Origin of the sequence: Sulfurimonas sp., assembly GCF_028694605.1 — a bacterium.
In the GTDB taxonomy this organism is placed as follows: domain Bacteria; phylum Campylobacterota; class Campylobacteria; order Campylobacterales; family Sulfurimonadaceae; genus Sulfurimonas.
Genome location: NZ_JAQVKP010000010.1, coordinates 74,969 through 98,408, shown reverse-complemented (window position 1 = coordinate 98,408; position 23,440 = coordinate 74,969). Strand labels below are relative to the sequence as shown.

General features: G+C 40.3%; 28 protein-coding genes. 12 read left to right on the top strand and 16 right to left on the bottom strand.

Annotated elements, in window-relative coordinates; all coding sequences use genetic code 11:
- Positions 1-285 precede the first annotated feature (285 nt).
- Together PHY84_RS07565 and PHY84_RS07560 are read left to right on the top strand one after the other, a co-directional pair.
- Positions 286-987, top strand: a complete 702-nt coding sequence (locus PHY84_RS07565; RefSeq protein WP_299858773.1) for a Bax inhibitor-1/YccA family protein — start codon at positions 286-288, stop codon at positions 985-987.
- Complete coding sequence (locus PHY84_RS07560) at positions 977-1,378, top strand: thiamine-phosphate pyrophosphorylase (RefSeq protein ID WP_299858772.1); 402 nt, start codon at positions 977-979, stop codon at positions 1,376-1,378. The genes PHY84_RS07565 and PHY84_RS07560 overlap by 11 nt, the downstream gene beginning before the upstream one ends.
- Before the next feature lie 194 nt (positions 1,379-1,572).
- Here PHY84_RS07560 and PHY84_RS07555 read toward each other — a convergent pair whose 3' ends face one another.
- The 5 genes from PHY84_RS07555 to soxC all read right to left on the bottom strand — a co-directional run bounded on the left by PHY84_RS07555 (position 1,573) and on the right by soxC (position 6,027).
- Positions 1,573-2,595 carry an MBL fold metallo-hydrolase gene (locus PHY84_RS07555; protein WP_299858771.1) on the bottom strand — a complete coding sequence of 341 codons (1,023 nt, stop codon included), beginning with the start codon at positions 2,593-2,595 and terminating at the stop codon, positions 1,573-1,575.
- 111 nt (positions 2,596-2,706) lie between these two features.
- The gene (gene soxZ, locus PHY84_RS07550; protein ID WP_299858770.1) at positions 2,707-3,006 is read right to left on the bottom strand and encodes a thiosulfate oxidation carrier complex protein SoxZ; all 300 of its coding nucleotides are present in this window, start codon (positions 3,004-3,006) and stop codon (positions 2,707-2,709) included.
- Between the two features lie 63 nt (positions 3,007-3,069).
- Positions 3,070-3,522, bottom strand: coding sequence for a thiosulfate oxidation carrier protein SoxY (locus PHY84_RS07545; RefSeq protein WP_299858769.1), 453 nt, complete (start codon positions 3,520-3,522; stop codon positions 3,070-3,072).
- A gap of 41 nt (positions 3,523-3,563) precedes the next feature.
- Entirely contained in the window at positions 3,564-4,676 is a 1,113-nt protein-coding gene (locus PHY84_RS07540) for a c-type cytochrome (RefSeq protein WP_299858768.1), read from the bottom strand.
- A 13-nt stretch (positions 4,677-4,689) separates the two neighbouring features.
- On the bottom strand, positions 4,690-6,027 hold the full coding sequence (gene soxC / locus PHY84_RS07535) for a sulfite dehydrogenase (protein WP_299858767.1): 1,338 nt from the start codon (positions 6,025-6,027) through the stop codon (positions 4,690-4,692).
- 357 nt (positions 6,028-6,384) lie between these two features.
- Here soxC and PHY84_RS07530 point away from each other — a divergent pair, with 357 nt between their 5' ends.
- The gene (locus PHY84_RS07530) at positions 6,385-6,831 is read left to right on the top strand and encodes an MOSC domain-containing protein (RefSeq protein WP_299858766.1); all 447 of its coding nucleotides are present in this window, start codon (positions 6,385-6,387) and stop codon (positions 6,829-6,831) included.
- Here PHY84_RS07530 and PHY84_RS07525 read toward each other — a convergent pair.
- Genes PHY84_RS07525 through PHY84_RS07510 form a run of 4 tightly spaced genes read right to left on the bottom strand, consistent with a single transcriptional unit; the run spans position 6,813 to position 9,988 of the window.
- Positions 6,813-7,505 carry a methyltransferase gene (locus PHY84_RS07525; RefSeq protein ID WP_299858765.1) on the bottom strand — a complete coding sequence of 231 codons (693 nt, stop codon included), beginning with the start codon at positions 7,503-7,505 and terminating at the stop codon, positions 6,813-6,815. The two genes, PHY84_RS07530 and PHY84_RS07525, sit on opposite strands and share 19 nt — an antisense overlap.
- Positions 7,502-8,299: a metal ABC transporter permease gene (locus tag PHY84_RS07520; protein ID WP_299858764.1), complete on the bottom strand. Its 798-nt coding sequence runs from the start codon at positions 8,297-8,299 to the stop codon at positions 7,502-7,504. The genes PHY84_RS07525 and PHY84_RS07520 overlap by 4 nt, the downstream gene beginning before the upstream one ends.
- Before the next feature lies 1 nt (position 8,300).
- Positions 8,301-9,065 carry a metal ABC transporter ATP-binding protein gene (locus tag PHY84_RS07515; RefSeq protein WP_299858763.1) on the bottom strand — a complete coding sequence of 255 codons (765 nt, stop codon included), beginning with the start codon at positions 9,063-9,065 and terminating at the stop codon, positions 8,301-8,303.
- A complete protein-coding gene (locus tag PHY84_RS07510; protein WP_299858762.1) occupies positions 9,062-9,988 on the bottom strand; it encodes a metal ABC transporter substrate-binding protein in 927 nt (308 codons plus the stop codon). The genes PHY84_RS07515 and PHY84_RS07510 overlap by 4 nt, the downstream gene beginning before the upstream one ends.
- 283 nt (positions 9,989-10,271) lie before the next feature.
- Here PHY84_RS07510 and secG point away from each other — a divergent pair, with 283 nt between their 5' ends.
- The 8 genes from secG (at position 10,272) to murU (ending at position 17,195) form a co-directional block, all read left to right on the top strand.
- Positions 10,272-10,661, top strand: coding sequence for a preprotein translocase subunit SecG (secG, locus tag PHY84_RS07505; RefSeq protein WP_299858761.1), 390 nt, complete (start codon positions 10,272-10,274; stop codon positions 10,659-10,661).
- 98 nt (positions 10,662-10,759) lie between these two features.
- A complete protein-coding gene (gene frr, locus PHY84_RS07500; RefSeq protein WP_299858760.1) occupies positions 10,760-11,317 on the top strand; it encodes a ribosome recycling factor in 558 nt (185 codons plus the stop codon).
- 1 nt (position 11,318) lies between these two features.
- Positions 11,319-11,927 carry an orotate phosphoribosyltransferase gene (pyrE, locus tag PHY84_RS07495; RefSeq protein ID WP_299858759.1) on the top strand — a complete coding sequence of 203 codons (609 nt, stop codon included), beginning with the start codon at positions 11,319-11,321 and terminating at the stop codon, positions 11,925-11,927.
- Positions 11,928-11,936: 9 nt separating this feature from the next.
- On the top strand, positions 11,937-13,034 hold the full coding sequence (locus PHY84_RS07490; protein ID WP_299858758.1) for a glycoside hydrolase family 3 N-terminal domain-containing protein: 1,098 nt from the start codon (positions 11,937-11,939) through the stop codon (positions 13,032-13,034).
- Positions 13,035-13,036: 2 nt separating this feature from the next.
- Positions 13,037-14,506 carry a sodium:solute symporter gene (locus PHY84_RS07485; protein WP_299858757.1) on the top strand — a complete coding sequence of 490 codons (1,470 nt, stop codon included), beginning with the start codon at positions 13,037-13,039 and terminating at the stop codon, positions 14,504-14,506.
- A complete protein-coding gene (locus PHY84_RS07480) occupies positions 14,499-15,605 on the top strand; it encodes an anhydro-N-acetylmuramic acid kinase (protein ID WP_299858756.1) in 1,107 nt (368 codons plus the stop codon). Before PHY84_RS07485 ends, PHY84_RS07480 begins: the two co-directional genes overlap by 8 nt.
- Positions 15,598-16,536, top strand: a complete 939-nt coding sequence (locus tag PHY84_RS07475; RefSeq protein WP_299858755.1) for a phosphotransferase — start codon at positions 15,598-15,600, stop codon at positions 16,534-16,536. The genes PHY84_RS07480 and PHY84_RS07475 overlap by 8 nt, the downstream gene beginning before the upstream one ends.
- Entirely contained in the window at positions 16,533-17,195 is a 663-nt protein-coding gene (gene murU, locus PHY84_RS07470) for an N-acetylmuramate alpha-1-phosphate uridylyltransferase MurU (RefSeq protein ID WP_299858754.1), read from the top strand. Before PHY84_RS07475 ends, murU begins: the two co-directional genes overlap by 4 nt.
- Here the strand turns inward: murU and PHY84_RS07465 are convergent.
- Positions 17,182-17,328 (bottom strand): hypothetical protein, encoded by a 147-nt coding sequence (locus tag PHY84_RS07465; RefSeq protein WP_299858753.1) that lies wholly within the window; start codon positions 17,326-17,328, stop codon positions 17,182-17,184. The two genes, murU and PHY84_RS07465, sit on opposite strands and share 14 nt — an antisense overlap.
- Before the next feature lie 66 nt (positions 17,329-17,394).
- Between PHY84_RS07465 and PHY84_RS07460 the strand changes: the two genes are divergently transcribed.
- Entirely contained in the window at positions 17,395-18,390 is a 996-nt protein-coding gene (locus tag PHY84_RS07460) for a lytic murein transglycosylase (RefSeq protein ID WP_299858752.1), read from the top strand.
- On the opposite strand, the gene PHY84_RS07455 is transcribed toward PHY84_RS07460, so the two are convergent.
- Genes PHY84_RS07455 through PHY84_RS07430 form a run of 6 tightly spaced genes read right to left on the bottom strand, consistent with a single transcriptional unit; the run spans position 18,370 to position 23,407 of the window.
- Entirely contained in the window at positions 18,370-19,206 is an 837-nt protein-coding gene (locus PHY84_RS07455) for a D-hexose-6-phosphate mutarotase (RefSeq protein WP_299858751.1), read from the bottom strand. The two genes, PHY84_RS07460 and PHY84_RS07455, sit on opposite strands and share 21 nt — an antisense overlap.
- The gene (locus PHY84_RS07450) at positions 19,207-19,467 is read right to left on the bottom strand and encodes a Txe/YoeB family addiction module toxin (protein ID WP_299858750.1); all 261 of its coding nucleotides are present in this window, start codon (positions 19,465-19,467) and stop codon (positions 19,207-19,209) included.
- 1 nt (position 19,468) lies between these two features.
- A complete protein-coding gene (locus PHY84_RS07445; protein ID WP_299858749.1) occupies positions 19,469-19,687 on the bottom strand; it encodes a hypothetical protein in 219 nt (72 codons plus the stop codon).
- A 33-nt stretch (positions 19,688-19,720) separates the two neighbouring features.
- A complete protein-coding gene (locus PHY84_RS07440; RefSeq protein ID WP_299858748.1) occupies positions 19,721-20,962 on the bottom strand; it encodes a sugar MFS transporter in 1,242 nt (413 codons plus the stop codon).
- Positions 20,949-21,782, bottom strand: coding sequence for an HAD-IIB family hydrolase (locus PHY84_RS07435; protein ID WP_299858747.1), 834 nt, complete (start codon positions 21,780-21,782; stop codon positions 20,949-20,951). The genes PHY84_RS07440 and PHY84_RS07435 overlap by 14 nt, the downstream gene beginning before the upstream one ends.
- On the bottom strand, positions 21,779-23,407 hold the full coding sequence (locus PHY84_RS07430) for a cation:proton antiporter (RefSeq protein ID WP_299858746.1): 1,629 nt from the start codon (positions 23,405-23,407) through the stop codon (positions 21,779-21,781). The genes PHY84_RS07435 and PHY84_RS07430 overlap by 4 nt, the downstream gene beginning before the upstream one ends.
- Between the last annotated feature and the right edge of the window lie 33 nt (positions 23,408-23,440).

Here is a 23,440-nt window from a genome sequence, read left to right as displayed (position 1 = left end):
AGTCTGTTTACTTGCTTAGTTTTCAATGATCTCAAACTACCCTGAAACTTCGTTACAAAGCCTCTTGAAACCTAAACTTTAGGTCTCTGTGTTTGTGGATGGGAATTATAGGGAAATGATTCTTAGATGTCAATAGTTTTGTGCATAAATTTTGAAATTTCTTTTAACATGTTTATATTTTATATTTCTCAAATTTCAAAACGCCCTGTATGTTGCTGTTTATTAACTCTTTATATATAAAATTCTTATGCATACAAATATGTATCGTATATATAAGGAAGAAATATGGGACTATATGACCGTGATTACGCAAGAGGAAATGCTTCTACTTACAGCAACAGTTATGCTAAAAGTGAGGCACAAATTGTCTCTTTTGTAAAAGAGACATATAAACTATTCGCAGCCTCTATGATGGCTGGAGCTGTTGGGGCTTATGTTGGTGTTCCTATGGCCGGAACAGTTCAATCATTTTTTTGGCCTCTGTTTTTTGTAGAAATAGGTTTATTGATTGGTTTGCATTTTGTAAAACATAAACCCGGTATTAACTTAATGGTAATGTTTGGTTTTGTGTTTATGACAGGGCTCATGCTTGCACCTCTATTATCAAGAACACTTGGTATGAGCGGTGGCGCTACTATAATAGGAAATGCATTTGCAATGACCTCTGTAGTGTTTGGTGCAATGAGTTTTTATGCAATTAAAACTACAAAAGATTTTACAGGGTATGGAAAACCGCTTATGATTGCTATGCTTGTAATCATTGGTTTTTCTATTCTTAATATCTTTCTTGGAAATCCAATATTACACGTAGCTATCTCAGGTGTAGTTGTTATTCTCTTTAGCATAATGGTGATTTATGATACACAAAATATTATGCAGGGTGGCTATGAAACTCCGATTGATGGTGCAATCGCTCTTTATTTGGATTTTTTAAATATCTTTACTGCATTATTGCAGTTGTTTGGCATATTTGGAAATGACGAATAATCAACTCTCGCCCGAGCTTTATCGGGTGATTGATGCAAACCTAAACCGCCTAAAAGAAGGTATTCGAGTTGTTGAAGATATCATGCGATATAAAAACAACGACAAAACACTCTCTCACAAACTAAAAAATCTACGACATATTGCAAATGTTCAAGAGAGTTTAGAGCTTCTAAAATATCGTGATAGTATAAATGATGTTCTTCGTCAAACAATAAAAAGTGAAATGAATCGTACAGATTTGACTGACATTATTCTTGCCAACTTCAAAAGAGCTCAGGAGTCTGCTAGAGTTTTAGAAGAGCTTTATAAGCTTTATAGCGCCGAATACAGCGAGAATTTTAAGTACATACGGTATGAACTCTATACACTTGAAAAAGAGATTCTCGGTTAAATCTCATCTGTTTTATATGCTCTAAGCTTCTTTGAATTGTTTCTCTTGAAATGCGTAAAGTTAGTTTTATTACTAGTGAAATTTGGCTATACGAGAGATGAATCTAATCATTTTAAAAATGTATTGGAATTTTATGCAGAAGAAACAGAGAAGAAAATAGTTCAGCAAAGCTGCCGAACTATTTTATGGTGTAATTAGTCTAACCCGATATCGTATTCTTGGAATGCTCTAGCAACATTTCCTGAATTTAAGAGATCATAAAGGGCTTTATCTTTGAACTCCTCAAGAGGTACTTTTTCAACGATTCCGGTGCTATCTATGCCATCATCAATTGCTTTAAGAATTCTCTCTTTAGTTAGAGTAAAGTATTGTACCGACTCATCTGTTGCTGTTTTATCGATAATAAATCCATGCCCAGGAACAAGAGCAGTCCACTCTTTTGCATTCATTGCTTCTAGTGCTTTGAGCTGTCCTTCAACAGATCCGTCTCTGTTGGATGTGATTCTTCCGTTCATTACAAGGTCACCCGCAAGAATAACTTTTTGCGCCGGCATATAAAGGAAATAATCCTCTTCTGAATGCCCGTTACCAACCGGAACATACTCAAAATTCACACCGCCGATAGCAAATTTAATTGCTTCTTTATCTTGATAAGACTTATCGACCGGAACGATTTTAGTACCTCTGATAGCATTTTCTGTCAAAGTTACAAACATTCTACTTGTTGTTTCACCCGGGTGGTAGTTTTTGTTAACCGAATTTGGTCCAACAATCTCTGCACCATGAACTTCTTTATAATAGTTGTTTCCTAACCAGTGGTCATCATGCTCATGGCTCATCAAAACAGTAGTTACAGGATGCTTTCCTACGAGTTTGCTCATAGCTTCATATGCCTGTTTTGCATAGATATATGTAGGACCTGTATCCCAAAGCGTATATCCTGTTTCAGTTTTAATATAGCAAGTATTTACCATATTGCCGCCGTTCTCTTTTGTTGGAATCTCAAGTGCTCCAAAGAAACACCACACATTATCACTTACCTGTTTTGGCTCAAGTTTATACTGCCACTCATCGCTTACTTTAGCAACCGGAGCCGGAGTTGAAGCAGGCTTTTGAGCAGTTTCTTCATTTTTTTTGGAGTCTGAAGAACAAGCACTCATAAATGGAAGCATAGCAATAGCAGTAACAACCAAAGGGTTCATCATTTTTTTTAACATAAAATTCCTTCTCTTTATTTTCTATTCTTGGAAGAATATAACTCGTGTGTAAAATACAAACCAATTATACTCTCTAAAAAGTAAAATTCCCCTCGGAGGAGGGGAAAATCATTACTTGATAACGTCTTTATCGCTATCTTTAGCACCTTTGTCATCGATAGTCTCAACGACAATCTCATCACCTGCTTTTGCACCTTTGAAGTTGAACATAAAGTAAGGGTCTTTTGATAAGAATGGACCAGTTGATGCTTCCCAAACAACTTTACCGCCAACTTTTGCCGTTACGTGCGTAAGATAACTTACCGGCACTTTTTTTGTTTCTGACTCTTCTTTACCAACCATAGGGCTAGAGAGGAGAAGTTTTACTTCTGTAACACCATCTTTCATTTTAGCTTTAATTTTCATACCCATAATAATTTCCTTTTATTTTATTTTATTTTTTGTACTGATACGCTTACTGATTGCGGGGTCAAATCAACCTCCACAACCACCGATAGAAACTTCTACTCTTTGTACAACTGAATACAACTTGCCGTCTTTGCCTTTTCCTACAACAGTAACGTTTGCAGTTTTTCTCATCTTTATTTTTGTCATCATATCTACAACGCCATTATCACCCAACTCAAATACCGCAACAGCACTTCTTGGGTTAGCATCTTGGAAAAGAGCTATAGTTGTAAGTTCTACGCTTGATTTGATACCAATTGGCACCGCACCACCGTTTTCAGCAAGCTTAGGAGCTTTAATCTCAATTTTTCCTTCAGTTGCAGCAGCAGAACCAAATAGTGCTTCAATAGCCTCTTTACTCGTTGGAGCTTCCCATGCTTTTGGAGCAGTTGCTCTGAAATCTGTAGCACTTAGGCTAGCAGGTATAACAGTTGCTGCAGCAGCTACAGCACCTAAACTTAAAAACTTTCTTCTTTTCATTTCTTGTCCTTTATCTTGATGTTAAGCAGATCTAGAAGTTACTACTTGCTAGATTCTACCATAAATTTCACAATATCTTTGATTTGTGCGTCACTTAAATCCATAGCGCCACCTTTTGGAGGCATGCCGCCTACACCGTTGATAGCATTATGATTTACCTTGTCTATACCTTTACCCATAACTTTTGCCCAAGCACCCTTATCTCCGACTGCAGGTGCACCCATAGCATCAGTTTTATGACAAACTGCGCATGATTTCTCATAAAGCTTTTGAGCTTCAGAGACTGCGCCTTTTGCCTCTACTTTTGGGAGATCTCTTAGAGTCGAGTATGCCGGCACAACCGCTGTAATCTCGTTTCCAATTTTTACAACAGTCTCTTTGCCGCAGTTGCTCATACAACGAGTACCGACTGCACCAAAGTTTTTAGGATTTTTGTAAAACGCTCTTACGTTTTCAACACCTTTTGGTCCATCGATATTTGGATAGAAGCCTTTTTCATTTGGCATAACAATCTTTTTGAAGTTATCTTGATTGAGCTCTTCAATATCTTTTCCGTCAATCTGTACACCGTTTTCTCTCAAGAGATATGCAGTCATAGCATACATTTGATCCGGCGAGTAACTCTTTGGGTGTGCGTATGGCATAGCATCACGGATATACCAGATAAGTGTACTTGCTTTTGGCCAGTAAGAACCGATAGTTCTGTTTGGAGCATCTTTGCCAGGGCATGTTCTTTGGTTTGTAAGTGACTCTAGTGACCCGCCTGTTAAAGTAGGGTAACCTTTTCCGCCTGCACCAAACTCACCGTGGCAAACAGCACAATCTTTATCATACAGTGATTCACCGTCATCAGCAGTACCGCTTCCTACAGGCAAACCTGTACCATCGGGCATAATATCCGCATCCCAAGCTTTTAGCTCGTTTGCAGTCGGCGCTCTACCAAAGCTAACACCTTTTGTAGATTGGTCATTTACGCGATATGCAGTGTAAGAGCCTTTTTCTCTTTTGTATGTCACACCACCGTCAAGAGCATCTTTTTTTGCATTATAGATGTTTTTTGGTAGCGGTGCCACTTTACCTTCTGCAGCAAACACAGTTGTTGCCAACAATGTACTTGCAGCTATAGCAATTAATTTATTGTTTAATTTCATCATAATCTACCCCTCTCTACTTTGGACAGTTGTCTGTTCTAACTTGAACATTATGAACTGAGCCGTCTTGTCTAACTTCCCAAGTACAAATTGAGTTTCTATGATAAACACCCTCTAATCCCATAATAGCCTTTTCTTGAGTAACTGACGGCTGTACATATCCTGCATCATCAATTGCACGAGACTGAATCAATAAAGGTTTCCCTTCATACTTGTACATATATGAGAATCTTGTCCATGATTTTGGAAGAACAAGTCCTTTGAGTTTTGCTTCAACATAGTTGTCTCCGCCGTCAAAAGAGATATCAACTCCTGTAATTGTTCCATGACCGCTCCATGCAATACCTTCAACCTCTACTAAATCACCTTTTTTAAGGTCTGTCCATGGTTTTTCAGGACATGGAGTAGTAATGATAGAGTTAACTTCTAACGGGTAGTAATGCTGAATCGCTTTACCGCTTGCCATTAGTGCTGTATATTTTGAAGTCTCTTCTTTACAGTACCATGGCTCTGCACCGAACTCAAGACGTTTTAGCCACTTCACACACAAGTTTGCTTCCCAGCCCGGCAACATAAGACGAACAGGATACCCTTGCTCAGGTCTGATTGCTTCGCCGTTTTGTGCCCAAACAATCATTGCATCATCAAGTACTTTTTCAACAGGAATAGTTCTGCTCATCTCTGAACCGTCAGACCCCTCAGCCAACATCCACTTTGCAGTAGGTTTTAGACCGATTTCATCAAGGATAGTTTTAAGACGAACGCCTGTCCATTCAGCGTTACTTAACATACCTTTTACGAATTGTAAAGAGTTGAACTGTGGACCTTTCCACTCGGCAGCGCCATTTGCAGGACACTCCAAGAAAAGAAGTCTGCTCTCAGCCGGGTACTTTTTCAACTGCTCAAGAGTTAAAACGATAGGTTTTTCAACAAGACCGTGAATCATAAGTCTGTACTTATTTGGGTCTATATGAGCAACACCGTTATGTGTTCTTGTAAAGTGCAAGCCGTTTGGAGTAATGATACCCTCTAGCTCATGCAACGGCGTCATAGAAACAGCGGCATGCATATCTCCGGCTGAAGAGAGAAGACTTGAAGTTCTTCTTACAACGTTGTGCTCGTATGCAGACGGGACACCGTATGGATACTTGTTAAGTTCATCACCCAATGTTGTTCCCCACTCAACATGGTGAACGATATTTTCATCATCTGCAGACAATTTCACAGGTGCTAAAAGATTAGCAGCAGCAATTGCACTTACAGAATAAGCAGCAGTTCTTTTGAAGAAATCTCTTCTACTCGATTGCTCTTTATTTGTAGTAGTTTCTAAATTATTTTCAGAAATATTACTCATTTATTACCTACCTCCCTCTTTTAATCTTGTAGATTTCATAGCATCTAAAAAGTACACAAAATGCGAACTTTTAGCACTTTTATGAAATGCAAGGAGACCATTATATAGGAAATAAATTGTAATTGTCAAGATAAAATGTGATAAATGTGAGAAAATTATTACATTTTTTTGAATGTGTTCATTTGGTAACACTCCCCATAAATTTTATTAATACGCCATATTAATAAAATTTATATTAATACCTTTTTTGGCTTTGAGACCATTCACACATAAAAATATGCTACCATTTCGCATCAATATTCTTACAAAATACTATGAAGTTTTATAATTGTATTTTGTTATAAAGGCATATCACAAATGTCAAACGAAAAAGTTGGACAGGTTTTAAATCTTTTTGTATCGCATAGTGGGGTTTCTCAAAGAGTAGAAAAAGATATTCTCTCTTTTGATACACTTGGAGTAGTTGAGGATAAATTTTATAATAAGAACATAGAGCGCTCTGTTTTAATCTCTTCGATAGACAGCTATAATCTTATCAAAAACTATGGGATTGAGATGCCTTTTGGTTATCTTGGCGAAAATATCTTGCTTGACTATAATCCTTATGCGCTTGAAGTGGGGAGCCGTTTGCAGATCGGAAACGCTTTACTGGAAATCACACAGCACTGTACTATCTGCAATCATCTCGCCGTTATCGATGTTAAACTTCCTACACTTTTAAAAAATGACAGGGGTATCTTTGCAAAAGTTATTACAAGTGGAGATATCAGAGTTGCAGACGATGTTTACTTGCTTGGCGAGTAGATAAAAGCGACTTCAAACTCCAGATAGGAGAGCGGATACTCTTCTAAGAGCTTCTTACTCTCTTTATAGCTTAGTATTTTCCTTGAGCCGCTTACACCGCTTTTTTTAATATAGCGAAACATATCCCTTGTTGATTCAAACTCAAGTTTATAGTTAACTACCTCAAACTTGGCATCAAAATAATTTTTTGCAAGATTTTTTATCTCATCGGCACTTCTTAGTATAGAACTGATTGAGGCTGTTTCGTTGAGTGTTTTAAAGGTACCGGATGTAAAAATTGCCAAAGCAACAGGCGCATTTAATTTTTGAATGCAATAAAAAACTTTTTCCAAATCATGAGCCCACTGTAGGGCAGATGCTGAAAAAATAAAATCCCATTTATATGTAAGCAGATTTTCAAAAAGTTTATTTTGATTAAAATCTGCATAAAGAAGCTCAATCTTTGAAGATTTTGGATGTAGCTCTAGCATTCCCTGCGCGAAATCAACACCGCAAAAATGCTCATACTCCCAGTCTATGGCTCTTAAGAGAGCACCGCTCCCGCATCCGATATCTAAAATACGCTTAGGTTTATGCGCTACATGAGTGAGCAGTTTTTCTATTACTATGTTTTGTATGATGTTGTAATTTCCGTACTCTAAGGCACGTCTTGAAAATTCAGAGCTTACATTCATCTTTTATTGATTGCCAAAGAGAGGATAAAAACAAAAAGAACACACAACACTATCGTAGCACCTGATGGAAGTGAAAAGTGAAAAGAGAGCGTCATGCCGACAAAAACACTCACGAGTGCAATGGCAAGGGAGATAAGAACTGTTTTTACAAATCCGACTCTAAAGCGTAGTGCTGCAACAGTCGGGATAATCATAAGTGCACTGATAAGAAGGCTTCCTACAACTCTAATGGAGAGTGCTATGATGATAGCTACGACACTCACTAACAAAAAGTTAAGTATATCTACTTTTACGCCGCTTGTCTTAGCCACCTCTTCATCATAGGCGATAAAGTAAAACTCTTTGGAAAAAAGCAGAAGCAAAAAGAGAGAAACAGCCCCAAAAACCGAGATAACCAAGATATCTTCACTGCTTACGGCAAGGATAGAGCCAAAGAGGTAGGAAATAAGCGAGTTGTTAAAAGCCCCGCCGAGAGAGACGATAATAACAGCTAAAGCAAGTGAGCCTGATAGTAAAATCGCAAGAACTGCATCACTATATAGCGAAAATGCGCTTCTTAGGTACTCAATCAACCACGCCGCAAAGAGTGCAAAGAGTACGGCAGACCAAAGAGGGTTAAACTCTGCGACAATCCCTACCGCCACCCCAAGAAGTGCTGAATGCGCCAATGTCTCGCCAATCAAAGAGTAGCGTCTCAGGACAACGAATGTACCGCTGATAGAGGCTAAGACAGCTATAATTATTCCTGCGACAAAAGCTCTTTGCATAAAATCGTATTCAAACATCTCTAACATTTTAGTGCTCGTGTCTGTGGTTGTGAAGAAGATGTGCATCGATACCATAAAGCGAACTCATCTCTTCACAGCTTAGTGTCTGTTTCGGGTTGTTGCAGATAATAGCTTTTTGGTTGATAGTAAAGAGACGTGCGATATCATCTGCAATAACACCGATATCGTGCGTGATAAATACAATGGTAATACCATCTTTTTTGTTAAGCTCTCTTAAAAGTGTATAGAACTTTTTTTGTGATGCTATGTCAACACCGGTATTTGGCTCATCTAAGATGAGTATCTTTGGGTTTGAAGCAAGCGCACGCGCTATCATGACCCTTTGTCTCTGTCCGCCCGAGAGTGTTCCCACCATTTTATCTGCCAAATCCAAGATATCCATCTTTTGCATTGCATCATGAACAAATTTTTTATCGCTTTTGCTTAAGGTGCTAAAGAGTGTTCTTTGTGATGTTCTTCCCATATTAACGATATCTAAAACTGTTGCCGGAAAAGAGCTATCGACAAGAGAGGCACGTTGCGGAACATAGCCGATTTTATACCACTCTTTAAAATGCGAGAGCTTTTTGCCGTAAATCTTCACTTCTCCGTTTGTGGGTTTTTCAAGCCCTAAAAGCATCCGCACAAGCGTTGTTTTACCGCCGCCGTTTGGACCGATGACGGCAATGTACTCTGATGGGAAAATCTCCAAAGAGATGTTGGAGAGGATTGCATGCTCTTTGACAACAAAGCTTAAGTTTTTGACATCAAAAATCGGAACACTAAATTTCATCGACACTGAAGCGCTTTGGAGATTTTGTCTAAATTTGTTCGCATAATAGCATCGTAACCAAGCCCTGCTTTTGCTTCATCGGCGGTTATGTTGCCAAGCGGCTGCAAAACATCGGCGGCGACATTTGCCTCTTTTGCGATACTTTTTATCGCTTTTTCGTTAGCGAATTTCTCGAAAAAGATAACTTCTGCTTTATGCTCTTTGATAAATTTGATAAGTTTTATCATGTTTTTTGCGTTTGGCTGGGCTTCGGGAGAGATACCACTAAGTGGCTCGGTATGAAAACCGTATCTCAGTGAAAGATAAGAAAATGCGTTATGATTGACGATAATAGTATCTAGTTTGCATTCTTTAAGCCCCGTTTTATATGCGGTATCAAGATTTTGGAGCATCGTTATATATGTGTCTCTGTTTTTTTCATACAACGCTCTGTTTTTTGGAAAAAGTACAATAAGCTCTTTTGCAATCTGCTCCGCTGCCAGTATCATATTGGTCGGGTCTTGCCAGTAGTGCGGGTCAAAACCGCTCTCCCCATGGCTATGCCCCTTGTGCACATCTTCATGATGTTCGTGGTCTGCACTAAGCTCTCTTAGTTTTACAAATGTACTTATATCAACCGCTCTTTTTTTAAATGAAAACCCCTTAATCCAAGGCTCTAAACCGGCTCCGTTATAAAGAACCAAATCGCTTTGTGCTATTTTTGCCATTTGTTTTGGTGTAAGTTCATAGCTATGTGCATCCACACCAAAAGGAAGAATCATAAAAGTTTGCGCACTCTCACCCGCTATACTTTTGGCGATATCATAAAGAGAAAATGTACTTGCTGCGATGGTAGGTTTTTGTTGCGATTCTTGCGCATGCAGAGCAAAACAAGAGATAAAAACCGATAAAAAGGGTACCACAATCAAATTTTTTAAGCCCACACATGCCCCTCAAATATTTTTGAAATTATAGTTTATTACCACACCGACAAATAAACTTAACTTTTGAAAGTACGAGAAGAGGTGATATACTTTTGCCCATACTCTGCGTTAAATTTTTTCGCCTTAGCCTTGGCTAGGGCTTCAAAAATTTGCCTTGATTATGGACAAAATTATATCATCAAAAGTTAAGTTTATTTGTCGGTGCGGTAATTTTTTACAAAATTAGTTTTTTTGGGTATAATTCGCCACTTTTTACATAGGCTATTGCCTTCAAGGATAGAGAATGACAGCTAGTTTTTTACTTATTGTCCAAATAGTTTTAGTAGTAATGCTTGTTATAGCGGTACTTCTACAGAAAAGCTCAAGCATAGGTCTTGGCGCATACAGCGGCTCAAATGAGTCTGTTTTTGGAGCAAAAGGACCTGCTAGTTTTTTAGCAAAAACAACTTTTACAATAGGTTTTTTATTTGTAATCAACACTTTGGCACTTGGATATATATACGCTTCCAATGCATCTGAATCTGTTGTAGATAATATTGTTGAAAAAACAAACATCACGGCACCTGCAACACCGCTTCCTGCTGCAACAAAAGTAGAAGCACCTGCGGCAGCGGTTCCAAATGCACAAGAGCAAAACAGCTCTACAGGGGCAAACTCTACAACACAAAAGTAGTTGCATTTTTTTGCGGCTACCTTCTCCTCTCAATTTTTCTTTTAAATATTTTCTCGCTACAATACGCCACTATTTTTTTACTATAGCAAAGGAACGATATGCTAAACGAACTATTTAATGAATGTGAAGCAAAGATGAGAACAAGTGTGAACCACATGCTGCGAGATTTTAAAACACTTAGAACAGGGAAAGTGACGACATCTGTTTTGGATAATGTCAAAATCGACTATTACGGAACAATGACTGCACTTGATCAGGTTGGTTCTATCATAGCCTCAGATGCAACAACAATCGTTGTCAATCCTTGGGAAAAAAATCTCTTAAACGCTATCGAGAGTGCTATCGCAAAAGCAAATGTAGGCGCAAATCCGAACAATGACGGCGTACAAATCAAACTCTTTTTTCCTGCTATGACGGTTGAACAGAGACAAGAGTCCGTGAAGCAGATGAAAGGGATGGGAGAGCATGCAAAAGTTGCCGTAAGAAACGATAGAAAAAATGCAAACGACAAAGTAAAAAAGATGGAAAAAGACAAAGAGATTACCATCGATGAGTCAAAATCTGCACAAGACAACATCCAAAAAATAACTGACAAATTTATTGCAGAGATTGACTCTATCTTAAAGAGCAAAGAAGCTGAAATACTAAAGGTTTAATATGGATGTCAAAAAAATATATATGGACGCAGATGCTCTTTTAGGGGGGCATTTTAAACTTAGCAGCGGCAATCACTCACAGTTTTATCTTCAGTCTGCTAAAGTTTTGGAAGATCCAAAAACTGCAAAACTTCTTGCCGATGCTCTTGCAAAACAGATAAAAAATAGCGGTTTGGAAGTGGACACCGTCTGCGCACCTGCTCTTGGCGGTCTGATAGCCGGTTTTGCTCTGGCAACCGCACTTGATGTACGTTCCATCTTTGCAGAGAGAGTCAACGGAGAGATGACGATTCGCCGAGGCTTTGAAGTAAAAAAAGGCGAAAGAGTTTTGATGTGTGAAGACATCATTACAACGGGCGGCTCTGCCATGGAAGCGGCTGAAGTTGTAAAAAGTCTTGGCGGAGAGATAGTAGGTGTTGCAGCCCTTGCGAACCGTGGTTTTTGTAAACGCCAACATAGTGATGTAGTCACTAAACCTAACTGTAAATTACCGCAGGATATCCCGTTTTTTGCACTTGCAGACTTTACGTTTGAGATGTACGCACCTGAGGATTGTCCTATGTGCAAAGCAGGCAGCGAGGCAGTGAAACCTGGCTCTCGAGGGAACTAAGCAGCTATTTTGAGAGTACGTTTGTTGAAACTGTTGCTTCTTTTTTCTATCTTTGTATCTTCTCTCTTTGGAAGTGAAGATGTGCAGCTCCAAAAAATGGTCGGCAGAATGCTTCTTGTCGGGTTTGCCAATGAAACTGTCAATGAAAAAAGCAAGATTGTAGAGCAGATACAAAAGTACGACCTTGGCGGCGTTATCCTCTTTGACCGATTTTATGATGACAGAACAAAAACAAAAAACATAAGTTCTCCCGAACAACTCCAAAAACTGACCGCATCACTCAAATCATTTTCAAAAAAACCGCTTATTATATCTGTAGATCAAGAAGGCGGCAAAGTTGCACGACTAAGTCCAAAATACGGCTTTGAAGCCACACCATCTGCTTCAAGAGTTGCTCAACTTGACGCTTATATGGCGACGCATGTTTACAATGCGCTTGCAAGAACACTTGTTCATAACGGTATCAACTGTGACTTTGCTCCCGTTGTGGACTTAGGAGTAAACCCCGACAATAAAGTTATATCCGGACTTGGGCGCTCTTATGGAAGTTCAAGCAAAGAGGTTACCATGTATGCAAAAATAATGATGACTTCTCTTAAAAACAACAATATCATCAGCGTTTTGAAACATTTTCCGGGGCATGGCTCTTCACTTGGAGACTCTCATGAAGGGTTTGTAGATATCAGCAACACTTGGAGCAAAGAGGAACTTGAACCATACAAAGAGCTTATCGGCTCCGGTGATGCCGCTATGATTATGAGTGCGCATGTTTTTAACTCAAACCTTGATGCCGCCTACCCTGCCACACTCTCGTACAATGTCAACACAAAACTGCTTAGAGAAGAGCTTGGATTTGATGGTGTTTTGGTTAGCGATGATTTGCAGATGGGGGCACTTGCAAACCGCTATACGCTTGAAGAGATTGTGACGCTCTCCATCAACTCGGGCGTTGATATGCTGCTCTTTGGCAATCAACTCGCTTCACAAGACATAGATGAACTTGTAGCCGTTATCGTCTCTGGAGTTAAAAAAGGAAGCATCTCTTTTGAGAGAATCAAAGAGTCAAACAAACGCATAGAAAAATTGATGCAAAGATATAAGCTCTAACAATGCAGAGTGCTTTTTCTACGCTTGATTGGGTTGTGTTTGGCGCATACTTTTTACTTCTGGCACTTAGCTCTTTTTTTCTTAGCCGCACACAAATAACCTCTTCACGGGACTATTTTCTCTCGCCGACTGCACTGCCCATCTCTGCCGTTGCACTCTCTGTTCTTGCCACATCACAATCCGCCGCCACTTTTTTGGGTGTTCCGGAGTACTCCTACAAAGGCGATTTTACTTTTATAGGATTTTACTTCTCAACTATTCTGGCATCCATTTTTATAGCTTATGTGCTTCTGCCAAGATACTACGAAATGCGTGCGATTACCGTATATGAACTCCTGGAGAAGCGCTATGGAGCAAGTGCGAAAAAGCAAGCGGGTGTTATGTTTCTTGTGGGAAGAGTGCTGGCAAGCGGTGCAAGGCTCTACATAGGCGCACTTGCCGTCTCAATGATTTTATTTAGCGATATCGCTTTTGCGCATGTGGCACTCTCCATTGTTATCTTAATGACGGGTGCGCTTGCCTACACTTTTGTCGGAGGAGTTCGCTCTATCATTTTGAGCGATGTGATTCAAGCTTTTACCTATATCTTGGCAGCCGTTGCCGTGGTTGTATATCTTAGTATTTCGCTGCAAGATGTTGCTATCTTTCAAACATTAAACGAACACAACAAACTCAACTTTATTGATACCTCTTGGAGCGGAGATTTTAACATCTTTACACTTCTAAGCGGATGGCTGCTTCTCAACATCGCCGCTTTTGGGCTTGATCAAGATATGACCCAAAGGGTGCTTGGCTGCAAAGATAAAAACGCAGCAGCCAAATCGCTTCTTGTCTCAGCCCTACTTACTATTCCCGTAGTGCTTCTTTTTTTAACTATCGGCACTCTTTTATACCTCTTTTACCTACAAGGGGGAGCACAGCAGAGCTTTGAGGGTGAAAAGATTACCGTTTTTATGGTTTATATACTCCATGAGATGCCTGATGGGCTTCGAGGTTTGGTAACAGTCGGGGCGATTGCAGCGGCACTCTCAAGCGCAAACTCTGTTCTTGGCGCAATGGCTTCTGTTGCGGTTGAGGATTTGTACAGACCATGGAAGCAAAAGCTTGGCACAACGGATGAAAAACACTTTCTCAAAGCTTCAAGAGTTGCGGTGCTCTTTTTTACGGTTTTGCTCTCTGTCATGGCGATGGTTAGCTACTTTTGGCAGCGTTACAGCGACCTTTCCTTGATAAATTTTGCGCTTGGTGTGATGTCTTTTGCTTATACGGGGCTTTTGGGCGTCTATTTTGCCGCAATCTTTACCTCTCGTGGAAACAGAACAACCGTTCTTATGGCACTCATCGGTGGATTTGTCACAGTTTTGGCACTGCAACCCTACACTTTTGGTATAACTATAGGCTTTGCTTGGCAGATGCTCATCGGCACTGCCGTCTCTTTTTTCATTATGTTGCTAGGAGCCAAAGATGAGTGAATTTTATATCGGCGTGATGTCGGGAACAAGCTTGGATGGGATAGATATTGCTCTTTGCGAAATCAAGGAGTATAGTTTTGAACTGCTCCATGAAGCATCCTACCCTTTTGATGCAGAAGCAAAAGAGACTGTTCTTTATGCTATAAACAATCCGGTTACACTTAAAGAGATAGGTGAACTTGATACACGCTTAGGCGAGATGTATGCGAATGCGCTGGAGCGATTTTTGCTCAATAAAAAGATTCAAAAAGAGAGCATCAAAGCTATCGGTCTGCATGGGCAGACGGTATGGCATGAACCAAACGGAGCCTATCCTTTTTCGATACAGCTTGGAAATGCCAATGTAGTCACAGCACGCACGGGCATAAGAGTGGTAAGCGATTTTAGAGGCAAAGATATTGCGCATGGGGGTCAGGGCGCTCCTTTTGCTCCAGCTTTTCACCACTACCTCTTTTCAAGGCTTGAGGGCAACATCGCCGTGCTCAACATAGGCGGCATGGCAAATCTTAGTATTCTTGGAGATGAACTAAGAGGGTACGACACCGGATGCGGCAATGTGCTTATGGACTACTGGATAGCAAAACACAGCAATACTCCATACGATGAAGAAGGTGCATGGGCAAAGTCCGGCACTCCAAACAAAGAGCTGCTCAAAGAGCTGCTCAAAGAGCCGTACTTTTCCAAAGAGGCTCCAAAAAGTACGGGGCGAGAGCTATTTAACGGTGCGTGGCTTCAAAAACAGCTTGAAAACTTTGCATGGAAAAACCAAAATACCTTCTATACAAAAGCAAGAGATATTCAAGCAACCCTTTTGGAACTCACCGTCATCAGCATTGCAAACGAGGTCAAAAAAACTCCGACCACACTGCTTATCACCTGTGGCGGCGGAGCGCAAAACGGCTATCTTATGCAACGCCTGCAAGAGGAGCTAAGCGGAGTTGAAATCGTCTCAAGCGATGAGTGCGGCGTAAGCAGCAAGTATATGGAGGCTATGGCGTTTGCATGGCTTGCTCACGAGAGAATCCATAAAAAATGTGTTAAAATTTCGTCCGTTACAGGTGCGTTAAAAGATTCGATTTTAGGTGCGATTTATGAATAGAGTGCAAGAGTGGGTAAAAACAACCTCTTTTAAACATTATACGGTTGAAGCTGCTTTGGCGGATGCAAGTTTTAGAAAATACTATAGGCTTAGAGACGGTCAGAAAACAGCTATTTTGATGGACTCTTCACTGGAGAAAAACTCTCTTAGTGCGTTTTTACATGTGACTTCAAAACTCTGTGGCGCAGAGGTTTGCGCTCCAAAGATTTTTGAACAAAACCCGGATGAGGGTTATCTTATCTTGGAAGATTTCGGCACAACACACTATCTGGACATCTTGAACAAAGAGAACTTCAAAGCTTTTTACACAAAAGCAATCAACACTATTTTAAAAATACAAAAAGCCGATGCCTCCGCCCTGCCTCTCTACGATAAAGCGTTTTTGCACAAAGAGATGGATTTGATGCAGGAGTGGTACCTAGAAAAGCTGCTGCACCTCAAACTCAGCGATGCACAAAAAGGGCTTATCGCCAAAACACTTGATCGCATAAGCGATGTCGTACTTGAACAGCCTCAAGGCATCTTTGTTCATCGTGACTTTCATTCAAGAAATATTATGCTCAAAGACGATAAAAAAATCGGTATCATCGACTATCAAGATGCTATGAACGGGGCTATTACCTATGATTTGGTGTCACTTTTAAAAGATTGCTATGTTGCTTACGACAGGTCGGAGATAAAAAAACTTGCCCTAGAGTTTCGTGATAAAAAAGGGCTTAAGGTAAGCGATGCGACATTTATCAAGTGGTTTGATTTTATGGGGATGCAAAGACACATAAAAGTTCTCGGCATCTTTGCAAGGCTCTCCATCCGTGACAAAAAAAACGGTTACCTCAAAGATATACCGCTCACACTTAAGTATGTTATCGATGCCGCAAACAGATATGAAGAGACAAAAGAGCTGGGTGCTTTTCTTAGCAGCATAAAATGAAAGCGATGATTTTAGCAGCGGGACGAGGGGAGAGGATGCGTCCGCTTACAGACAAGATACCAAAACCGCTTATCAAAATTCACGCAAAACCGCTTATTGTCTGGCATATTGAAAAACTCGCTTCGCTTGGATTTAGCGAGATTGTTATCAACATCGCACACCTTGGAGAAAAAATCGTAGAGTCTCTCGGGGATGGTTCGATGTGGGGCGTAAGTCTGCTCTTCTCGGATGAACGAGATAGCGGTGCGCTAGAGAGTGCAGGCGGCATTATCAATGCGCTTCCTCTCTTGGAAGATGAGACTTTTTTAGTCGTCAATGGTGATATCTGGTGTGATTACGAGTTTGAGAGAGATTTTGTATTAGGTGAAGATTTGGCGCACCTTGTTTTAGTGCCAAATCCGCCGCACAACCCAAGCGGAGATTTTGGGCTTCACAAAAACAGAATTGTTAATGACGATATCAAAAAATTCACATTTTCAGGTATCGGTTACTACTCTGCAAAGCTTTTTAACGCTCTTGAATGTACAAAACTTCCGCTTGCACCGCTTCTTCGTCAAGCATCACTGCAAAACAGAGTAAGCGGTCAGCTTTATGAGGGAAAATGGCATGACATCGGCACACCGCAAAGGTTGAGCGAAGCAGAGGCTACTTCTGTATAAACTGCCCGCATCCTTTTACTTCTGTACCTTTAAATGTTTTGTAGTCCTGATTTCCGTCTAGGTAAGATTGAAATCTTGCGCACTCTTTGCTTTTCATGCAAATCTCATTGTTGCACGCCTTATCTACTTCCATGGTTTGCTCCTGCATTAAAATCTGGTATTATACTAAAAAGATAAAAAATGAAAGGTCGCGTGTATCATGGGTAGGCTCTTTTTTCCTCTTTTTCTAGCAACGCTCCTTTTTGCAAAGTACGACAACTGCAATTTAAAAAATAAAATCTATCAGGAAGTATGTCAAAAAGCCGTGCAAAAAGGGGTCTCCTATGACTATGCCAACGCTTTTTTACTCTCCTCTTTAAAAACAAAAAAATTTGATGAAAAGAGCTATGAGTATCTCCAGCCAAAATACATCAAAATACATAGAAAAAATGAGAAAAAAGCCAATAATACACTTGTCAAATATATCTCGGAGATGGTTGCACACCTCAAAGAACATGTCGAAGTTTACGACTTTGTAGAGGCAGAGTATGGCGTAAACCGTGAAATCATTGCTGCCATTCTTATCAAAGAGACACGCCTTGGCAAAATCAAACCCACACATGATGCTTTTATCGTTTTTAACACGCTTGCCTTAAGAACAAAACCAAATAGCCAAAGAGAGAAATGGCTGCTCAATATGGGCAAAGCAAATATGGTATCCATCATCGTGCATTGCTATAAAAGAGGCGTTGCACCGGAGGCATGCAATCTTCCAAGCTCTTATGCGGGAGCCGTAGGTATCCCCCAGTTTATGCCCTCAAGTTTTGTTTATGCTAAAGGGTATAAAACAAAAGTCGGAGATTTGACAAAAATGGAAGATGCCATAGTCTCTACAGCAAACTACCTACACCAAAAAGGCGAATTTAAAACGCTTCTGGAATGGGATAAAGCCGGAGATGTTGCTCAAATCGAAACAGAGTGGTATGACTTTGAATTTAATAATGAAGATGCTTCATTTGTCTATTCCCAGAGCAAAAAAAATGATGCAAAATACCAATGTTTTACTTGCGACAAAGAAGAACTGGCGCATCTAAGAGAGTATGCCATCAAAATCATGAGCTACAACAACTCGTCAAACTATGCGGTGGGTGTTATGCGTCTGGCGTATGAAGCACATAGGCTCTTACAAGAAGAGCTAGTCGATAACCGCCCCTAAGACATGCACCTCATGCGGTTTTAAAACTCTTGCGTCATCAAATGCGTTTGCAGATTCGATACAGACCATGCTCTCATAAGCATTAGGTTTCATAGCGCTCATTCTTAAAGTTTTTTCTATCCACGGATTCCATACAACCACAGAAGATGAACCGCTGTTTTTGATGTAAATCTCTCTTTTTTTATCGCTTAAAACTATCTCGCCATCAACATTTTGATAAACTCTGTCAACCTCTTGATGGAAGCTTATATCGCCCTCTTGCAGCTCATTTTTCCATGTCAGAGCATCAAGATAGGGCTTTTTATCTAACCCTTTGATAGCTACCTCTGAAATATGCGAAACACTAAAGTAAGTATGAAGTGCTTGTGAGATTTTAAAAGATTTATCATCCGTATTTGTGGTTTTTAGCTCTAGCGTCAACTTATCTGAGATAGTGATTTTCAGTTCCAAAAGAAACTTATAGTGCCATATTTGAACTGTTTTTTCGTCATTCGTGAGCCTAAAAGTCAAAACTGTTGTTCGTGCATCCACCTCATCGCCGCCCACAAATTCCCACATCATGACTCTTGCAAAACCGTGCTGCGGCAAGGATTTGTCTTCATTAAACCCAAACCACGGCCAACAGAGAGGAACACCGCCACGGATTGCCTTGCCAAGTTCAAAATCACTCGTCTCGCTCAACCACAAAATCGGCTCTTCCCCTGCTTTTACGTAGTGAAACAGATGCGCACCCTGCAAAGCAACTTTTGCCTCTGCAGCACTATTTTTGACCTCTATATACTCAAAGCCGTCGGCTAATCTCTTATGCGTTATCATCTATTCGTAATGTGTCCACATTCTATAAATTTTTATTATCTTCTCTTCTTCAAAAATCTCATACACTAGTCTATGCTGTTTGTTGATTCTTCTTGAGATTTTTCCTGCTAAATCCGCTTCAAGATACTCATATTTTGGCGGGTAGCGTAAAGGCTCTTCTTGCACCATGACTAAGAGTTCTTGCACTTTTGGCTTCAGTCCGCTTGATGCTATCTTTTTCGCATCCTTTTTTGCCTGAGGTGAAAATAGCAGTTGGTACATTTTACCAATCTAGCTTATCGGCAGTTACATAATTTTCCATCGGTTCGTTTGAAGCCTCGATTATGCTCTCTCGCATACCTTTTATGCTTCTTAGATACTCATCATCACTCTTATATGCCGTCTTATCTAATATTTCAACTTCATTTTTTGAAAAATGGCTCAAAAGCCACAAAAATTTATCGTTGATGCTATCTTCGATTTTTAATGTAACTGTCTGCATCACAATCCCCCTTAAGCATTTTTTCTTATAGCATTATACATTAGAGTTTCTCCAAGACACAATTTTATGTCCCCTAAGCGCATAAAAAAGGATAAAAAGATAACACCCTATGCCCAAAAGATACGCCCCCTGCATAGTCGCAAAAGAGGCGATTTTACCAAAGAGAAGCGGGAGAAGTGCGCCCCCCGCTATGGATGTGATAAGCAGTGCGCTTGCTTTTGCACTGTATGCTCCTATGCCCTCAAGCGCGAGCGGCCAGATGGTTGGCCAAACCAGAGCGTTTGCAAAACCAAGAAGTGCTACAAAAAGAACCGTGTCCGGAAGCGGTGTAAAAAAAGTATGGTTTGTTCCGCTTAGAACAATACCGAGTATAAAAAGTATCCCAAAGAGTGCGGAGAAAAGAAGCGCCTTTTGCTGCGATAGATATTTGGGTATGCAAAAAATACCGACTATGTAGCCAAGCACCATAAAAACCATCGTGTAGGATGTAAGTGCGGTAGCATTTTCTACTCCGAGACTCTGTGCATAAAGCCCTATGGTATCTCCGGCGATAACCTCAATACCCACATAAAAAAAGAGAGCAACTGCACCCAAAACCACACGAGGAAATGCAAAAATGCTCTTTTGCGTATCATCACTGCTTTGTTCAAGTTCAAGTTCGGGAAGAGGCGAAAAACGAACCAATGCCACAAGAGCGAGAAGCATAAGCGCCATATACATGTAAGGGGCTATGAGTTTGGACGCCATAAGCTCCTTATCCGCCGATGCTATCGTAGTAACAGAGGGCATATCGGAAAAGACCAGCAGCGTAAAGAGAAGCGGAGCCAAAACCCCTGCACTTTTGTTGATAACGCCCATAACGGAGATGCGCATCGCCGCACTTTTTATATCTCCAAGATGCACAACATAAGGGTTGGATGCAGTCTGCAAAAGAGTAAGACCGCTTCCAAGTACAAAAAGAGCCGACAGAAAAAACATAAAACTCGCACTCTGCGCTGAAGGTATGAACATCAAAGCGCCCACTGCCATTATAAAAAGCCCTAATATCATGCCGTTTTTATACCCTACTCTCTCAAGCACAAAAGCCATAGGAAACGCCATAACCGTGTAGGCGATGTAAAATGCAAAAGTTACAAAAAGAGCTTCAAATTCGCTTAGTTCACAGATAATTTTTAAAAATGGGATAAGCGAGCCGTTTAGCCAAGTCACAAATCCAAATATGAAAAACAAACCCCCGATGATAAACATCGGTACAAACGACTTACCTGCTGCCATGGCTTAAACTCTCCAAATATTTAGCAACCGCATCCTCATCGTTTGTATGCGGCAAAACAACTTTTGCGCTCTTTTTGACACCATCTTGCGCATTGGCAACCGCCACGGAAACTCCAGCTAGTTCAAACATACCGACATCATTGAAGTTATCCCCAAAAACTGTCAGTTTGCCAAGGTCAAACCCTACATATTCACTCACACTTCTTATGCCGTGTGACTTGTCCGCATCTTTATGCAAAATGGTTAAAAAGTAGCACCCCACATACGCCTCAGGGGCTAAGATATATTTGAGCGTATCGCCAAAAAGTTCTTGCAGATGCGCAGCCAAAGGACGCAACAGCTCCTCATCTCCAAAATAGACTATCTTAAAGTTGTCATCCATTGCACGCAGATTTGTCTGCCTGTTGTGGTGGTCATCATTTTTATAATTTTTAAGCACCTCTTGTTGATGCGCATTTAGCGTAGTGGAGTAGGAGAAGATTTCACGCAAAGAAGCATCTGCCAAAGAGAGGATAAAGGGGTAAATCCCAAACCTTGCCCCCTCGTCTATGATAGCATCCCCAATCTCTTTGCCGACAAACTTTGTCTGTATGATTTTTTTCTCAACTGTTGCAATGAGCGCACCGTCAAGCAGAATCATAGGCGCATTTATCTCTATATCTTTGATAAACTGAAGCGTTTTTTTGTAGGTTCTAGCAGTTGCCACACTCATGATGGAGTATTTTGCCACCCTGTTCCAACTCTCTTTTGTGTAGTCGCTCAGCGATAGGTCGGTTCGCAAAAATGTATGATCCAAATCCGTTATAAAAATCTTTTTCATCGTCTCTTCCCTCCGATTTGGCATGTCATCATTCTCTCAACCAAGATACGCCCAACCTCTACTTTGTCATCCACAACAGAGGTAATCGGCAAATCTTGCAGGTTCTCTTTATCTTCAAGGGTAGATACTTTAACGACAAGATTTACATCTTTTGTATGTTTTAACACCGCTTCGCAGATAGCTCTTTTCTTCTCAACATTGTCAAGCGTAACGATGACGGCAGCTGAACTCTCGGTATGAAGCGCCTCAAGCAAAGAGAGTTTTGACATATCGCCGAGATAGGCTTCTTTACCATCTTTTATAGCCTCTTGAACATGTTTTGGGTTGTTGTCGATAATGACATAGTGCGCATCTATGGCATCAAGATGTTTTGCAACAAATTTACCAGTGATGCTGTATCCGCATATGACAACATGGTTCTTGCGTGAAACAAAAGCAGAAGTATCCAACCCTAAGTATTGGTAATTGCTGATATGGCTCACAAATCTATTTATTTTAGAGATAAAAAACGGTGTAATAACCATCGAGAGTATAACAACCAAAACAAAGAGAGATTCAAGCTCTTTGTCTAAAAGCCCGCCTACACTCGCTACTGCAAAAATGACAAATGAAAACTCCCCGACCTGAGAGAGTGCGAGTGCCGTCTTTAGTGAACGTGTATGTGATGAAGTAAGACGCAAAATTGCATAGGTAATAGCCGTTTTAAAAAGAAAAATAAGTGCAAAAATAGAAATGATTTGCGCAAAGTGCCCAAGAAGAAAAGCCACATCTATCTTCATCCCGACAACTATAAAAAATGTTCCAAGAAGTATGTCTTTAAAAGGCGCGATATCAGATTCAACTTTATGATGGTACTTTGTCTCCGCTATAATCATTCCTGCGGTAAAAGCTCCAAGAGAGTAAGTAAACCCCGCAAAGGAAGCTAAAAGAGCAGCACTTACAACTATAAAAAGAACCGAACCCATAAAAAGTTCATCAACCTCGCTTGAAGCGGAGAAGTGCAAAAGCCAAGTCATAACTCTTTTTCCAACGATAAACATAAACCCGATAATTAAAACCGCACTTATAAAAGTATCTCTAAGTATCGCCGAAATCGGTTCTCCACCGGAATTTGCCAAAAATCCCAAAAGAATCAATATAGGAATAACTGCGATATCCTGAAAGATAAGTATCCCCGTTGCACGCTGTCCGTAAGGGCTGTTTATCTCTTTTGAGCTTTTAAGGTAGCTAAGAACCACTGCCGTTGAAGAGAGGGCAAATGCCAAAGAGACGATAAGTGCAGGAGTGGATGCAAGTAAAAAAACATAGTGGCTGATGACATAAAAAATGAGTGCAGTAAAAGCAACCTGCATAGACCCGTTAAAAAAAATATCTATCCGCATGCTGTTCATTTTTGCCAAAGAGATTTCAAGCCCGATACTAAACATTAAAAAGACTATACCAAATTCAGCGATGTGTTCTAAAGTGAGCGAATCGTTCATATGCTTCAAATCAAAAGCATAAACGATGATAGTACCAGTGAGTATATAGCCTATGATTTGCGAAACACCGAGCCGTTTTAGAAATAAGTTGAGTACGGTTGAGAGACCCAAAGCCGCCACTATATATAAAAGTATAAAATCCATTCAAATCTTTCTCTCTTGAGTTAATGCTATTTT